15 protein-coding genes and 1 other RNA gene are annotated in these 14,154 nt (G+C 63.8%); 11 read left to right on the forward strand and 5 right to left on the reverse strand.

The window, feature by feature from the left end:
* Positions 1-52 precede the first annotated feature (52 nt).
* Together CAG22_RS13405 and CAG22_RS13410 are read left to right on the forward strand one after the other, a co-directional pair.
* On the forward strand, positions 53-676 hold the full coding sequence (locus tag CAG22_RS13405) for a glutathione S-transferase N-terminal domain-containing protein (RefSeq protein ID WP_085692180.1): 624 nt from the start codon (positions 53-55) through the stop codon (positions 674-676).
* 10 nt (positions 677-686) lie between these two features.
* Positions 687-1,118 carry a ClpXP protease specificity-enhancing factor gene (locus tag CAG22_RS13410; RefSeq protein WP_025340557.1) on the forward strand — a complete coding sequence of 144 codons (432 nt, stop codon included), beginning with the start codon at positions 687-689 and terminating at the stop codon, positions 1,116-1,118.
* Positions 1,119-1,166: 48 nt separating this feature from the next.
* Here the strand turns inward: CAG22_RS13410 and CAG22_RS13415 are convergent, their stop codons facing one another.
* From CAG22_RS13415 to CAG22_RS13435, 5 genes are all read right to left on the reverse strand, one after another.
* Positions 1,167-1,385: a YgdI/YgdR family lipoprotein gene (locus CAG22_RS13415; RefSeq protein ID WP_025340556.1), complete on the reverse strand. Its 219-nt coding sequence runs from the start codon at positions 1,383-1,385 to the stop codon at positions 1,167-1,169.
* A 163-nt stretch (positions 1,386-1,548) separates the two neighbouring features.
* A complete protein-coding gene (locus tag CAG22_RS13420) occupies positions 1,549-2,127 on the reverse strand; it encodes a BON domain-containing protein (RefSeq protein ID WP_085705598.1) in 579 nt (192 codons plus the stop codon).
* Positions 2,124-2,717: a phosphoheptose isomerase gene (locus tag CAG22_RS13425; protein WP_012274070.1), complete on the reverse strand. Its 594-nt coding sequence runs from the start codon at positions 2,715-2,717 to the stop codon at positions 2,124-2,126. Before CAG22_RS13425 ends, CAG22_RS13420 begins: the two co-directional genes overlap by 4 nt.
* An 86-nt stretch (positions 2,718-2,803) precedes the next feature.
* Positions 2,804-3,175: a YraN family protein gene (locus tag CAG22_RS13430; protein ID WP_013974121.1), complete on the reverse strand. Its 372-nt coding sequence runs from the start codon at positions 3,173-3,175 to the stop codon at positions 2,804-2,806.
* A complete protein-coding gene (locus tag CAG22_RS13435) occupies positions 3,175-4,992 on the reverse strand; it encodes a penicillin-binding protein activator (protein WP_085705599.1) in 1,818 nt (605 codons plus the stop codon). The genes CAG22_RS13430 and CAG22_RS13435 overlap by 1 nt, the downstream gene beginning before the upstream one ends.
* Positions 4,993-5,178: 186 nt before the next feature.
* Here CAG22_RS13435 and rsmI point away from each other — a divergent pair, with 186 nt between their 5' ends.
* The 9 genes from rsmI (at position 5,179) to mraY (ending at position 14,150) form a co-directional block, all read left to right on the forward strand.
* A complete protein-coding gene (gene rsmI / locus CAG22_RS13440; RefSeq protein WP_043935900.1) occupies positions 5,179-6,054 on the forward strand; it encodes a 16S rRNA (cytidine(1402)-2'-O)-methyltransferase in 876 nt (291 codons plus the stop codon).
* A 67-nt stretch (positions 6,055-6,121) separates the two neighbouring features.
* An RNA gene (gene rnpB / locus CAG22_RS13445) (RNase P RNA component class A) lies at positions 6,122-6,481 on the forward strand.
* A 308-nt stretch (positions 6,482-6,789) separates the two neighbouring features.
* Positions 6,790-7,245 (forward strand): division/cell wall cluster transcriptional repressor MraZ, encoded by a 456-nt coding sequence (mraZ, locus tag CAG22_RS13450; RefSeq protein ID WP_004575120.1) that lies wholly within the window; start codon positions 6,790-6,792, stop codon positions 7,243-7,245.
* Complete coding sequence (rsmH, locus tag CAG22_RS13455; RefSeq protein WP_025340553.1) at positions 7,242-8,189, forward strand: 16S rRNA (cytosine(1402)-N(4))-methyltransferase RsmH; 948 nt, start codon at positions 7,242-7,244, stop codon at positions 8,187-8,189. Before mraZ ends, rsmH begins: the two co-directional genes overlap by 4 nt.
* Entirely contained in the window at positions 8,186-8,479 is a 294-nt protein-coding gene (gene ftsL / locus CAG22_RS13460; protein WP_025340552.1) for a cell division protein FtsL, read from the forward strand. The genes rsmH and ftsL overlap by 4 nt, the downstream gene beginning before the upstream one ends.
* Entirely contained in the window at positions 8,479-10,221 is a 1,743-nt protein-coding gene (locus CAG22_RS13465) for a penicillin-binding protein 2 (RefSeq protein WP_162276789.1), read from the forward strand. Before ftsL ends, CAG22_RS13465 begins: the two co-directional genes overlap by 1 nt.
* Positions 10,221-11,708, forward strand: coding sequence for a UDP-N-acetylmuramoyl-L-alanyl-D-glutamate--2,6-diaminopimelate ligase (locus tag CAG22_RS13470; RefSeq protein ID WP_085705613.1), 1,488 nt, complete (start codon positions 10,221-10,223; stop codon positions 11,706-11,708). Before CAG22_RS13465 ends, CAG22_RS13470 begins: the two co-directional genes overlap by 1 nt.
* Entirely contained in the window at positions 11,701-13,068 is a 1,368-nt protein-coding gene (gene murF, locus CAG22_RS13475) for a UDP-N-acetylmuramoyl-tripeptide--D-alanyl-D-alanine ligase (protein WP_085592136.1), read from the forward strand. The genes CAG22_RS13470 and murF overlap by 8 nt, the downstream gene beginning before the upstream one ends.
* On the forward strand, positions 13,068-14,150 hold the full coding sequence (gene mraY, locus CAG22_RS13480; protein ID WP_025340548.1) for a phospho-N-acetylmuramoyl-pentapeptide-transferase: 1,083 nt from the start codon (positions 13,068-13,070) through the stop codon (positions 14,148-14,150). Before murF ends, mraY begins: the two co-directional genes overlap by 1 nt.
* Positions 14,151-14,154 lie beyond the last annotated feature (4 nt).

Below are 14,154 nucleotides of genomic sequence, written 5' to 3' on the forward strand. Positions count from 1 at the left end.
GGGCGCGTTTTCATTTACAGTTTCACAAGCATCCCGTGCGAGGAGGCGCTACATGGGCGCAACCAACAGGTTAGCCTGCTATTCCGACCCCGCTGATCACTATTCTCATCGGGTACGCCTCGTGCTGGCCGAGAAGGGTATCAGCGTGCAGGTCATCGATGTCGACCCCGGCCGCCTGCCGCCCAAGCTGGCCGAGGTGAACCCTTACGGCAGCGTGCCGACCCTGGTCGACCGTGACCTGGCGCTGTATGAATCGACCGTGGTGATGGAATACCTCGAGGAGCGTTATCCGCATCCGCCGCTGATGCCGGTGTACCCGGTTGCGCGGGGCAACAGCCGCTTGCTGATGCATCGCATCCAGCGCGACTGGTGCTCCCTGGCCGATACCGTGCTCGACCCGCGCAGCAGCGAGGCTGCCCGAGCCGAAGCGCGCAAGGCGTTGCGTGAAAGCCTGACCGGAGTCTCGCCGTTGTTCGGCGAGTTCGCCTGCTTCATGAGTGAGGAGCAAAGCCTGGTCGATTGTTGTCTACTGCCCATACTCTGGCGTCTGCCGGTGTTGGGTATCGAGTTGCCGCGGCAAGCCAAGCCGCTGCTGGATTACATGGAGCGGCAGTTCGCCCGCGAGCCTTTCCAGGCGAGCCTGTCCTCTGTAGAACGTGAAATGCGCAAGCTTTAAGGAGCCGTTGATGAACTCCAGTCGCCCCTATCTGGTTCGAGCACTGTACGAGTGGATCGTCGACAACGATTGCACGCCCCATATGCTGGTCAATGCCGAATTTCCGAAGGTCCAGGTGCCGGATGGTTTCGCCAGTGATGGCCAGATCGTGTTGAACATCTCGCCAAGTGCCGTGCGCAGCCTGCACATGGACAACGACGCGGTCAGCTTCGAGGGCCGCTTTGGTGGCGTGGCTCACTCGCTGTACGTGCCGGTTGGCGCCATCCTGGGTATCTATGCCCGCGAAAATGGCCAGGGTATGGTCTTCGAGCTGGAGCCGCCCGTGATGGATGACGATGAGCCGGAAGATGATGATGTACAGCCGGATGACAATGGCCCACCAGAAGGTGGTGGCCAGCCGCCACGCCCGACTGGCCGGCCAAGCCTGAAAGTGGTCAAGTAATAAAAAAGGCGATCCAACCGGATCGCCTTTTTCTTTACCAGCCCTGAATTACAGGTCGCTGATGGTGCGTACCTGGTCCTTGTTGATGCGGGTACGCTTGCCGTCGAGTTGCTGGAACTCGTAGAAGCCGGCGTCGCGGTCGAATTCCGGTACGTCGACGGCCTGGATTTCACGACCATCGTTTAGGGTGATCAGGCTTGGTGTGGAGCAGCCGGCCAGGGTGGCGAAAGTGCCGAACAGCAGGGCAGGCAGCAGAAGCTTTTTCATGCGGTGTTTCCTGGATTTCTGAAAGGTGGGGCAGTGTTGTCGCCTGTGCTGGCCTTTTCGCGGGTAAACCCGCTCCCACAGGAACACAACAAGCCTCGAAGGCTGTGAGATCCCTGTGGGAGCGGGTTTACCCGCGAAGAGGCCGGCGCAGACAATCAGTGAATCAGTCGATGTACTCGAACAGTTTGACGATCTTCTGCACACCCGAAACGCCCTGTACCACGGCAGTGGCCGAGTTGGCCTCCTGCTGGGTCACCAGGCCGAGCAGGTAGACGATGCCGTTCTCGGTAATCACCTTGATGCGCGAGCTGGGCACGGCATTGTCGGTCAGCATCTGGGTCTTGATCTTGGTGGTCAGCCAGGCGTCGTTGTTGCGCGCCAGGATGGAGGAGGGCTGCATCACCTGCAGCTCGTTGTGCACTTTCTTGACCCGCTGTACCTGGCTGGCAGTCTGCTCGGCAAGGCTCTTGAGGTCGGCGCGCGGGGTCTGGCCGGCCAGCAGGACGATGCCGTTGTAGCTGCTGACAACGATGTGCGAACCTTTGTCCAGGTCAGGGCTGGCCTTGGCGATGTTGACCGAGGCCTTGGTTTCGATCAGCGAATCGTCGATCTTGCTGCCGATGGTGCGCGTGCCGCGATCGTCCTCGATCGGCGAATTGCGGGTAGAGGTCAGTACCGAGCTGCAACCAGTGACGCTCAGGCACAGGGTCAGGGCCATAAGGCGGAGGCGCATAGGGGTCATTCTTCACTCCCGAACAGTTGGCTGTCGATCAGATCACACAGGCAGTGGATCGCCAGCAGGTGGACTTCCTGGATGCGCGCGGTAACCGTCGAAGGTACGCGGATTTCCACGTCTTCGGGCAGCAGCAACGAAGCCATGCCGCCGCCATCGCGACCCGTCAATGCTACGACAATCATTTCGCGGTCATGTGCGGCCTGGATCGCCTGGATCACGTTGGCCGAGTTGCCGCTGGTGGAGATCGCCAGCAGAACGTCACCGGGCTGGCCCAGCGCGCGGATCTGCTTGGAAAAGACTTCGTTGTAGCTGTAGTCGTTGGCGATCGAGGTCAGGGTCGAGCTGTCGGTGGTCAGCGCGATGGCCGGCAGGCTCGGGCGTTCGCGCTCGAAGCGGTTGAGCAGCTCCGAGGAAAAGTGCTGGGCATCGCCGGCCGAGCCGCCGTTGCCGCAGGCGAGCATCTTGCCCTCGTTGAGCAGTGCATTGACCATGACCAGGCTGGCCTGCTCGATGTGCGGTGCCAGGATGTCCATTGCCTGTTGCTTGGTATCGATGCTGGCCTGGAACAGCCGGCGAATTCGGGATTGCATGTCCATCTGGTGACCTTAAGTGGGGCGGTGGCCTTTGCTACGCGCAACAACGACCAGCCCGCGAAACATAGAGCAAAAAAATCGGAGTGGGTTCAGCATTCGAAGGCGTTTTTCAGCCATTGAAGCGGTCTGCCTGCATGGTGGCTGCCCTGCAGGGCGACTACGTCGAAGCGGCAGGGGTGGTTGCCCCAGTGGGGCTCCTTCTGCAGGAACAGGCTGGCGGCGAGCACCAACCGTTTCTGCTTGCGCCCGTCGATACTGCCGAGGGCGCCACCGAAGCCCGCGTGCAACCGGTAGCGGACTTCGACGAATACTACTGTATCGGCGTCGAGCATGACCAGATCAAGCTCACCGCCTTTGCATCGCCAGTTGCGCGCCAGCAGTTGCAGGCCCTGCCCTTGAAGGTATTCAAGGGCCTGGGTTTCCGCTGCCTGCCCGGCGCTGGTGGGCGACGCTGCTGCCATCAGCGAGCGGTGTCAGGCAGGCGCTGGACCTGGCCGCCGACGAACTCGGCCCAAGGCAGCTGGCGCTCGACACGCTGGTTGGCGTTCATGCTCAGGCTGCCCGAAAGGCCCAGTACGCGGTTGTCCGGCAGCGCTTTCAGCTGGCCCAGGCGCGGCGCCAGGCTGTAGGCGTCGACGCCCATGGCATACAGGCGGCCCAGGCTGCCGGCGGCTTGCGGCCACTGCTGCACGACCTGCTGGCGCAGGCTGTTGCTGGTATCGAGCAGCCACGGGGTTTCGCAGAAGCGGATGCCGTTCATGTCGTTGTACTGGTTGACGTCACCACTGGCACTGTACAGGTTCGAGGTGGCGTAGACCGGTACGTCACCGGCGTACTGGAAGTTCAGGGTCGGCTTGATCTGCTGGGCCTGTTGCGGGGTCGAGGCGAGGAAGATGAAGTCGATGTCCTGGCGGCGCGACGGCTGCGCGGCGATGCTGCCACCTACCGTGCTCTGCAGGCTCTTGGCGCGGCCTTCGCTCTGGCGTAGCTGGAACAGGTCGGCAATCTGCTGGGCCAGTGCGACCGGCTGGGCGATGCGCTCGGCGGCGAGCAGGGTGCCACCGTTGCCTTCCCAGTCCTGGCGGAAGGCGGCAAGCACGCGGTCGCCCCATTCGCCGCTCGGCACCAGGGCCACGGCGCGGACCATGCCATCGGCGCGGGCGCGGCGGGCCACTTCACGGGCTTCGTCTTCGGCAGCCAGGCCGAACTGGAACAGCTGCGGCGGCGCCTTCTGGCCGGCGTCGGCGTAGTTCAGGGCCAGGGTGGTGATCGGCAGTTGTGGCTTGGCAGCCAGTTGCTTGACCAGCGGTTTTTCCAACGGGCCGATGACCAGCTGTACGCCTGCGGCCTGGGCCTGGCGATAGAAGTCGTCGAGCGAACCGATGCGCGAGCTGTCGAATACCTGCACGGCTGGCGCCTGCTGGCCGGCTTGCTGGGCCTGGAAGTGCGCAGCCATGAAGCCGTCACGCAGGGCGCGGGCAACACCGGCCAGCGGGCCTTCCTGAGGCAGCAGCAGGGCAATCTTGGTCAGCGGCTGGCTGGCCAGTTCCTTGAGCTTGGTCAGTGCCAGCGGCAGTTGCTGGGCGGCCGGGTGGTCCGGGTGCTGCTTGACCCAGGCGTCGATAGCCGCTTGCTGCTGTTCCAGGGTGCCGGCGCTTTTTACCGCAAAGGCCAGGCTGGTCCAGCCGGCCAGGGTCTGGTCGTTGCCAGGCTGCTGCAGTTGCTCTGCCGGTAGCGAGGCGACCAGGGCCCAGATGGCGTCATTGTTGGCGCTGGCGGCCTGGCCGCTGAGCAGCGGGGTTAGCAGCACGCGCTGTTGCGCGGCGGCGAGGGCCAGGCCATCGGCTTCGAGGGCGGCCGCGTGCACGCTGTAGGTGCGCGCTTGCTGTTCTTCCGGCAGTTCGGCGACGCGCTGCAGGCTCGGGTGGGCCAGGGCGGTCAGGGCAGCCTTGGGCTGGTTGCGGCTCATGGCCAGCTCGGCACCGAGGGTGCTGGCGAACACTTGCTGGGCCGGCTTGAGCGTGTCCAGCGGCACCTGCTCGAGGATGCGTGCGGCGCGTGGGAAATCCTTCTGCTTGTAGGCCAGGTCGGCTGCGCTCAGGCGCAGCAGGGCGGCGTCTTCCGCGGACTTGCTGGAAGCAGCCTTTTCGAGCAGTTGCTCGATGCTGGCGTCCGGGGTGCGTGGCAGTTCGCCCAGGCTGGATGAGGGCGAGCTGGCGCAGGCTGCCAGCAAGGCAGCAAGGCAGAGGGCTGTGAACAGCCGCAGGCAAGCGATCATGTAAAGGTCCTGTTACTCGATCAAGTTGGCCGGCAATTGTACCCAAGCGCTGGCCGGGGCGCGATGTTGCCGTGTCGATCCTTCACTATAGGAGGCCTGCCATCGGTCGTCGGCGAAGTTCTTTGCGCCCTGTTGCAGGCGCTCGGGCTACAATGGCGCCTTTGATCCGAACGACAGGTGTGCGCAGTGACTGATGTGGCAGGGGCTTCGAAATCCACCGTGGGGACGCTGTATGTGGTCGCAACCCCCATCGGCAACCTCGACGACATGAGCGCCCGGGCGCTGAAGGTGCTGGCGGACGTGGCTCTGATCGCGGCGGAAGATACCCGTCATTCGATCCGCCTGCTGCAGCACTTCGGCATCGACACGCCGCTGGCGGCCTGCCATGAGCACAACGAGCGTGACGAGGGCGGGCGTTTTCTCACCAAGCTGCTGGCGGGTGAGAATGTGGCGTTGGTCTCCGATGCCGGCACGCCGCTGATTTCCGATCCGGGGTACCACCTGGTGCGCCAGGCGCGGGCTGCGGGTGTGAACGTGGTGCCGGTGCCGGGCGCCTGCGCTCTGATCGCCGCGCTGTCGGCGGCCGGCCTGCCTTCGGACCGCTTCATCTTCGAAGGCTTCCTGCCGGCCAAGGCAGCGGGGCGCCGGGCGCGCCTGGAGCAGGTAAAGGAAGAGCCGCGCACGCTGATCTTCTATGAGGCCCCGCACCGTATCCTGGAATGCCTCGAGGACATGGAGGCGGTGTTCGGTGGCGAGCGCCCGGCGCTTTTGGCGCGCGAGCTGACCAAGACCTTCGAGACCCTCAAGGGCCTGCCCCTGGCCGAGCTGCGCGCGTTCGTTGCCGGCGACAGCAACCAGCAGCGCGGTGAGTGCGTGGTGCTGGTCGGTGGCTGGAGTGCGCCGGAGGGCGAGCAGGCGATCAGTGCCGAGGCGCAGCGGGTGCTCGACCTGCTGCTGGCCGAGTTGCCACTCAAGCGGGCGGCGGCGCTGGCCGCGGAAATTACCGGGGTGCGCAAGAACCTGCTGTATCAACTGGCCCTGGAAAAGCAGAAAGCCGAGTAGTGGCAAATTGATATGGATGTCGGTATTGCTTGTTCTCGGGCGCGCGTGCCGTTAATCTTGGCGGCGGAGAGTCGATCGGACAGTCGCTGCCTGCTTTTGTTCCGCAACAGCAGGGGGAGGAAAGTCCGGGCTCCATAGGGCAGAGTGCCAGGTAACGCCTGGGAGGCGCGAGCCTACGGAAAGTGCCACAGAAAATAACCGCCTAAGCACTTCGGTGCCGGTAAGGGTGAAAAGGTGCGGTAAGAGCGCACCGCACGGCTGGCAACAGTTCGTGGCTAGGTAAACCCCACTCGGAGCAAGACCAAATAGGGTTCCATCAGGCGTGGCCCGCGTCGGAACCGGGTAGGTTGCTAGAGGCGTCCAGCGATGGCCGTCGTAGAGGAATGACTGTCCTCGACAAAACCCGGCTTACAGATCGACTCTCCACCTTTCCCTCCCTGCTTTATTCGATAGCAGATGCCCTCTGGTAATACCGAAAAAATCTTACTCTTAATAAATCACTTTAACTTCGAACTCCATTCGCCTGCGTGGGTTTGATTTTTCTCGTGTTTTTTTCTCCTCGGTAGTCCTTCCGCATTCCTTTATTGCGCTAAATCTCGGTCCTGTAAGGCTTTTCCTTCCGAACGTGCCTTGACGGTGCTGCGGGCGGATTCCTATAGTGTGCGCAAGTGGCAGAAAGTGGGATGAAGTGGGTTTTCTGGCACAAAAAAGCTAACATTGTGGGGAATCGCAGCCGTGTTCCGCGGAGCCAACGCCGTCAGCCTCGATGCCAAGGGCCGTCTCGCCATGCCGAGCCGGTACCGTGACGAGCTCGATTCGCGTTGCAATGGTCAACTGATCGTGACCATCGACGCCGTTGACCCCTGCTTGTGTGTTTATCCCCTCGATGAGTGGGAACAGATAGAAGCCAAGTTGCGTGCCTTGCCATCGTTGCGTGAGGAAAACCGCCGCCTGCAGCGTTTGCTGATCGGTAATGCGGTTGACCTGGAGCTCGATGGCAGCGGGCGTTTCCTGGTACCGCCCCGTCTGCGTGAGTACGCCAAGCTCGACAAGAAGGCGATGCTGGTGGGGCAACTGAACAAATTCCAGCTGTGGGATGAAGATGCCTGGAACGCGGTTTCGGCAGCCGACCTTGCAGCTATTCAACAACCGGGCGCCATGCCCGACGAATTGCGTGACCTGATCCTGTGACCATAGATAGCGGCTTTAACCACATTACCGTCCTGCTCGACGAAGCTGTCGAGGCATTGGCCCTGCGCGCCGACGGTTGCTATCTGGACGGCACTTTCGGCCGTGGCGGGCACAGCCGGCTGATTCTCAGCAAGCTCGGGCCGCAAGGGCGGCTGCTGGGTTTCGACAAAGATCCACAGGCGATTGCCACGGGGCAAGCGCTGGCGGCCGAAGACGGCCGCTTTGTCATTGTGCAGCGCAGCTTTGCCGAGCTGGGCGCGGAAGTGGCCGAGCGCGGCCTGGATGGCAAGGTCAGCGGCGTATTGCTGGACCTGGGCGTTTCCTCGCCGCAGCTGGATGACCCCGAGCGTGGCTTCAGCTTCCTCAATGATGGCCCGCTGGACATGCGCATGAACCCGGACCAGGGCATCAGCGCCGCCGAGTTCATCGCCACTGCGCCGGTGGAAGAGATCGCCCGCGTATTCAAGGAATACGGCGAGGAGCGCTTTGCCGGGCGCATGGCGCGTGCTGTGGTGGAGCGCCGCGAAAAGCAGCCGTTCACCCGTACCGCCGACCTGGCGGAAGTGCTCAAGGTGGCCAACCCGGCTTGGGAAAAGGGCAAGAACCCGGCTACCCGTGCCTTCCAGGGCCTGCGCATTCACGTCAACAACGAGCTGGGCGACCTAGAGACCGGTCTTGAGGCAGCGCTCGAAGCGCTGGAAGTTGGCGGGCGCCTGGCAGTCATCAGTTTCCACTCGCTGGAAGACCGCATCGTCAAGCTGTTCATGCGCAAGCTGGTCAAGGGCGAGGCCGACAACCTGCCACGCAACCTGCCGGTTCAGCACAAGGCCTTCGAGCCGAAAATCAAGCTCATCGGCAAGGCCCAGTTCGCCTCCGAAGCCGAGCTCAAGGCCAACCCGCGGGCGCGCAGCGCCGTGATGCGGGTGGCGGAGAAGCTGCGGTGAGCAGGCTGTTTGCCAAACCCTTGCCAGGCGGAAGCTTCCTGATGCTTCTGCTGTTCGTTGCCGTGCTGATTTCGGCCATCGCCGTGTCCTATAGCGCGCACTGGAACCGCCAGTTGCTCAACACCCTGTACGGCGAGTTGAACGAACGCGACAAGGCCCAGGCCGAGTGGGGCCGGCTGATCCTCGAGCAAAGCACCTGGACCGCCGCCAGCCGCATCGAAAACCTGGCTTCCGAGCAACTGAAGATGCGCGTACCTTCGGCTGACGAAGTGCGGATGGTGGCGCCATGATGAAGCTCGAAGGCGCACTCTACCCATGGCGCTTCCGCGTGGTGATCGGCTTGCTGGCGCTGATGGTCGGTGCCATCTGCTGGCGCATCATCGACCTGCAGGTGGTCGACCGTGACTTCCTCAAGGGCCAGGGCGATGCGCGCAGCCTGCGTCACATCCCTATCCCGGCTCACCGCGGCCTGATCACCGACCGCAACGGTGAACCGCTGGCGGTCAGTACCCCGGTCACCACCCTGTGGGCCAACCCCAAGGAAATGCAGGCCTCCAAGGACCGCTGGCCACAGCTGGCGGCAGCGCTGGGGCAGAACCCGCAGCAGCTGACCGAGCGCCTGACCCAGCAGGCCAGCAAAGAGTTCATCTATCTGGTCCGCGGCCTTACCCCGGAGCAGGGCCAGCATGTACTCGACCTGAAAGTGCCGGGTGTGTACGGCCTGGAAGAATTCCGCCGCTTCTACCCGGCCGGTGATGTCACCGCGCACATGGTCGGCTTCACCGACCTCGACGACCACGGTCGCGAAGGGGTGGAACTGGCCTATGACGAGTGGCTGGCCGGCGTACCCGGCAAGCGGCAGGTGATCAAGGACCGGCGCGGCCGGCTGATCAAGGACATCCAGGTAACCAAGAACGCCAAGGCCGGGAAGACCTTGGCGTTGTCGATAGACCTGCGCCTGCAGTACCTGGCCACCCGCGAGCTGCGCAACGCCATTGCCGAACAGGACGCCAAGGCCGGCAGCCTGGTGATCATGGACGTCAAGACCGGTGAGGTCCTGGCGATGGTCAACCAGCCGACCTACAACCCCAACAACCGTCGCAGCATGTTCCCGGCCGCCATGCGTAACCGCGCGATCATCGACGTGTTCGAGCCGGGCTCCACGGTCAAGCCGATCTCCATGAGCGCGGCACTGGAAAGTGGCCGCTGGAAGCCGACCGACAAGGTCGAGGTGTACCCGGGCAGCCTGCAGATCGGCCGCTACACCATCAAGGACGTGTCCAGGAGCGAGGGCCCGATCCTCGACCTGACCGGCATCCTGATCAACTCCAGTAACGTCGGCATGAGCAAGATCGCCTTCGACATCGGCGGCGAGGCCATCTACCGGGTCATGTCCCAGGTCGGCCTGGGCCAGTACACCGGCCTTGGCTTCCCCGGCGAGCGCGTCGGCAACCTGCCCAACCACCGCGAGTGGCGCAAGGCAGAGACCGCGACCCTGTCCTATGGCTATGGCGTGTCGGTCACCGCCCTGCAACTGGTGCATGCCTACGCGGCGCTGGCCAACGACGGCAAGATGGTGCCGCTGTCGATCCTCAAGGTCGACAAGGCCCCGGAAGCCGTGCAGGCCATTCCGAAGGAAACCGCCGAAACCGTCCAGGGCATGCTGCAGCAGGTGATTGAAGCACCGCGCGGCGTGTTCCGCGCCCAGGTGCCGTTCTACCACGTGGCCGGCAAGTCCGGTACCGCGCGTAAAGCCACCGTGGGCTCCAAGGGCTACACCGAAAACGCCTACCGCTCGCTGTTCGCCGGCTTCGGTCCGATGAGCGACCCGCGCTACGCCATCGTCGTGGTCATCGACGAACCAGGCAAGGGCGGCTACTTCGGCGGCCTGGTTTCGGCGCCGGTGTTCAGCAAGGTCATGTCCGGCACCCTGCGCCTGATGAACGTGCCGCCAGACAACCTGCCGCCGCCAGCACCCGTCGAACAATCGCAAGTCAATGCAGCAGCAACCGCCAAGGGAGGGCGTGGATGATGACAATGCCATTGAGCAAGCTTTTCGCTCACGCCAGCCGTGACCCGCTGATCCGTGAACTGACCCTGGACAGCCGCAATGTGCGCCCGGGCGATCTGTTCCTGGCCGTGCCGGGCGCCAAGGTCGATGGCCGCGAGCATATCGCCGATGCCCTGGCGCGTGGCGCTGCCGCCGTGGCCTATGAAGAGCAGGGCGCGAACGTCCTGCCAATCACCGACGCGCCGCTCATCCCGGTCAAGGGCCTGATCGCCCAGCTTTCGGATATCGCAGGGCGCTTCTATGGCGAACCGAGCCGCCAGCTGAACCTGGTGGGTGTGACCGGTACCAACGGCAAGACCAGCGTCACCCAGCTGGTGGCCCAGGCGCTGGACTTGCTTGGCCAGCGTTGCGGCCTGATCGGCACCCTGGGTACCGGCTTCTATGGTGAGCTGCAGAGTGGCCGCCTGACCACGCCCGACCCGATCGCCGTGCAGTCGACCCTCAACGATCTCAAGAAAGGTGGCGCCAAGGCCGTGGCCATGGAGGTTTCCTCCCACGCCCTGGAGCAGGGCCGGGTCGCCGCGCTGGAATTCGACATCGCGGTCATGACCAACCTGTCCCGCGACCACCTGGACTACCACGGCAGCATGGAGGCCTACGAGGCCGCCAAGGCCAAGCTGTTCGCCTGGCCGAGCTTGCGCTGCCAGGTGGTCAACCTGGATGACGATTTCGGCCGTCGCCTGGCCGCCGATTTTGCGCGCCGCCCGAGTGTCGACCATATCGAGACCCGGTTGCTCAGCTACAGCCTGGAGAAGCCGGAGGCCTCGCTGTTCTGCCGCGAAGCCGTGTTCAATGACGATGGCGTGCGCGCCACCCTGGTCACCGCCCAGGGCGAACGTACCCTGCGCAGCCAGTTGCTGGGCCGCTTCAACCTGAGCAACATGCTAGCCGCCGTGGCGACCCTGTTGGCGCTGGACTATGCGCTGGACGAAATCCTCGAGGTCACCCCACAGCTGCAGGGGCCGATCGGCCGCATGCAGCGCCTGGGCGGGGGCGACAAGCCGCTGGTGGTGGTCGACTACGCACACACCCCGGACGCCCTGGAGAAAGTGCTCGAAGCCCTGCGCCCGCACGCGCACGGCAAGCTGCTGTGCCTGTTCGGCTGCGGCGGCGACCGAGACCGCGGCAAGCGTCCGCTGATGGCCGAAGTGGCCGAACGCCTGGCCGACCGAGTGCTGGTCACCGACGACAACCCGCGTACTGAAGACCCGCTGCGCATTTTCGATGACATCCGTCCCGGTTTCGCCAGTCCTGCCGAGGTCGAGTTCGTTGCCGGTCGTGGCGAAGCCATCGCACACCTGATCGCCACTGCCGCTGCCGACGATGTGATCGTGCTGGCCGGCAAGGGGCACGAGGATTACCAGGAGATCAATGGCGAGCGCCATGATTTCTCCGATTTGATCGAGGCCGAAAAGGCACTTGCAGCCTGGGAGGCTCCACATGCTTAAGCCGATGTCACTCAGCCAGCTGACCACAGCACTGAGTGGTCAACAAGTCGGTGCCGACGCCACCTTCACCGGCGTCAGCATCGACAGCCGCAGTGTTGGCGCCGGGCAACTGTTCGTCGCCCTGGCCGGCCCGCGCTTCGATGGCCACGACTACCTGGCCGATGTGAAGGCCAAGGGCGCTGTCGCGGCCCTGGTCGAGCGTGAAGTGGCCGATGTCGACCTGCCGCAGCTGCTGGTCGCCGATTGCCGCCTGGCCCTCGGCCAGCTTGGCGCGCTGAACCGTGCTGCCTTCGACAAGCCGGTGGTGGCCATCACCGGTTCCAGCGGCAAGACCACGGTCAAGGAGATGCTCGCCAGCATCCTGCGCACCCGTGGCCTGGTGCACGCCACCCGCGGCAACCTGAACAACGACCTCGGCGCGCCGCTGACCCTGCTGGAGATCGCCCCCGAGCACAGTGCCGCGGTAATCGAACTGGGCGCCTCGCGCATTGGCGAGATCCGCTACACCGTCGGCCTGACCCGGCCCCAGGTGGTCATCATCAACAACGCTGGTACCGCCCACGTTGGCGAGTTCGGCGGCCCGGAAAAGATCGTCGAAGCCAAGGGCGAGATCCTCGAAGGCCTGGGCGAGGGCGGTATCGCCATCCTCAACCTGGACGACAAGGCCTTTGATATCTGGAAGGCACGCGCCGGCGCGCACAAGGTCTTCAGCTTCGCCCGCAGCAATGCAAAGGCCGATTTCCATGCCACGGACATCGGTCGTGATGCCCGTGGTTGCCCGTCGTTCAAGCTGCACGGCGCTGGTGATGTGGTAGACGTGCAACTCAATGTGCTCGGTGAGCACAACGTCAGCAATGCCCTGGCCGCCGCCGCCGCTGCCCATGCCGTTGGTCTGAGCCTGAGCGGCATCGCCGCCGGCCTGGCTGCCGTGCAGCCGGTCAAGGGCCGTACCGTGGCGCAGATCGCGCCGAACGGTGTGCGCGTGATCGACGACAGTTACAACGCAAATCCCACCTCCATGTGCGCGGCCATTGATATACTCGCCGGCTTTTCCGGACGCACCGTCCTGGTGCTTGGAGATATCGGCGAACTGGGGCAATGGGCGGAAGAAGGCCACCGTCAGGTGGGTGACTACGCGCGTGGCAAGGTCGACGCCCTGTACGCAGTGGGTTCCAACATGACACACGCGGTCAAGGCGTTCGGCGCCAATGGCCGCCATTTCGCTACTCAAGCTGAGCTGATCGACGCGGTTGGCGCCGAGAATGCCAGCGACACCACTATCTTGATCAAGGGCTCGCGCAGCGCTGCGATGGAAAACGTCGTGGCGGCATTGTGCGGTGCCAGCGGGGAGAAACATTAATGCTGCTGCTGTTGGCCGAGTATCTGCAACAGTTCCACAAAGGCTTCGCGGTCTTCCAGTACCTGTCCCTGCGCGGGATTCTGGGTGTGCTGACCGCGTTGTCCCTGGCGCTGTGGCTGGGGCCGTGGATGATCCGTACCCTGCAAATCCGCCAGATCGGCCAGGCCGTGCGTAACGACGGCCCGCAATCGCACCTGTCCAAGTCCGGCACCCCGACCATGGGTGGGGCGCTGATCCTGTCCGCGATCGCCGTCAGCACCTTGCTGTGGGCCGACCTGACCAACCGCTACGTGTGGGTGGTGCTGATCGTTACCCTGGCATTCGGTGCCATCGGCTGGGTCGATGACTACCGCAAGGTGATCGAAAAGAACTCGCGTGGCCTGCCAAGCCGCTGGAAGTACTTCTGGCAGTCGGTGTTCGGCCTGGCTGCAGCCATCTTCCTGTACAAGACCGCGCCGACCAGCGTCGAAACCACGCTGATCCTGCCGTTCATCAAGGATGTCACCATTCCGCTGGGCATCGGCTTCGTCGTGCTGACCTACTTCGTCATTGTCGGTTCGAGCAACGCGGTCAACCTCACCGACGGCCTCGACGGCCTGGCGATCATGCCGACGGTGATGGTCGGCGGTGCCCTGGGCATCTTCTGCTACCTGTCGGGCAACGTGAAGTTCGCCGAATACCTGCTGATCCCCTACGTGCCGGGCTCGGGCGAGCTGATCGTGTTCTGCGGCGCGCTGATCGGTGCCGGCCTGGGCTTCCTGTGGTTCAACACCTACCCGGCGCAGGTATTCATGGGTGACGTCGGCGCGCTGGCGCTGGGCGCCGCGCTGGGCACCATCGCCGTGATCGTCCGCCAGGAAATCGTGCTGTTCATCATGGGCGGCGTGTTCGTCATGGAAACCCTGTCGGTGGTGATCCAGGTTGCCTCCTTCAAGCTGACCGGCAAGCGCGTGTTCCGCATGGCGCCGATCCACCACCACTTTGAACTCAAGGGCTGGCCAGAGCCACGGGTGATCGTCCGCTTCTGGATCATCACCGTGATCCTGGTGCTGGTCGGCCTTGCAACCCTGAAACTGAGGTAGATGA

The sequence above is a fragment of the Pseudomonas sp. B8(2017) genome (assembly GCF_002113575.1).
In the GTDB taxonomy this organism is placed as follows: Bacteria; Pseudomonadota; Gammaproteobacteria; order Pseudomonadales; family Pseudomonadaceae; genus Aquipseudomonas; species Aquipseudomonas putida_Z.

Bases quoted from the DNA above. Each gene is read 5' to 3' on its own strand.
- CAG22_RS13405 (WP_085692180.1), top strand. From the start codon at position 53: ATGGGCGCAACCAACAGGTTAGCCTGCTATTCCGACCCCGCTGATCAC.
- CAG22_RS13410 (WP_025340557.1), top strand. From the start codon at position 687: ATGAACTCCAGTCGCCCCTATCTGGTTCGAGCACTGTACGAGTGGATC.
- CAG22_RS13415 (WP_025340556.1), bottom strand. From the start codon at position 1,385: ATGAAAAAGCTTCTGCTGCCTGCCCTGCTGTTCGGCACTTTCGCCACC.
- CAG22_RS13420 (WP_085705598.1), bottom strand. From the start codon at position 2,127: ATGACCCCTATGCGCCTCCGCCTTATGGCCCTGACCCTGTGCCTGAGC.
- CAG22_RS13425 (WP_012274070.1), bottom strand. From the start codon at position 2,717: ATGGACATGCAATCCCGAATTCGCCGGCTGTTCCAGGCCAGCATCGAT.
- CAG22_RS13430 (WP_013974121.1), bottom strand. From the start codon at position 3,175: ATGGCAGCAGCGTCGCCCACCAGCGCCGGGCAGGCAGCGGAAACCCAG.
- CAG22_RS13435 (WP_085705599.1), bottom strand. From the start codon at position 4,992: ATGATCGCTTGCCTGCGGCTGTTCACAGCCCTCTGCCTTGCTGCCTTG.
- CAG22_RS13465 (WP_162276789.1), top strand. From the start codon at position 8,479: ATGAAGCTCGAAGGCGCACTCTACCCATGGCGCTTCCGCGTGGTGATC.
- CAG22_RS13470 (WP_085705613.1), top strand. From the start codon at position 10,221: ATGACAATGCCATTGAGCAAGCTTTTCGCTCACGCCAGCCGTGACCCG.
- murF (WP_085592136.1), top strand. From the start codon at position 11,701: ATGCTTAAGCCGATGTCACTCAGCCAGCTGACCACAGCACTGAGTGGT.
- mraY (WP_025340548.1), top strand. From the start codon at position 13,068: ATGCTGCTGCTGTTGGCCGAGTATCTGCAACAGTTCCACAAAGGCTTC.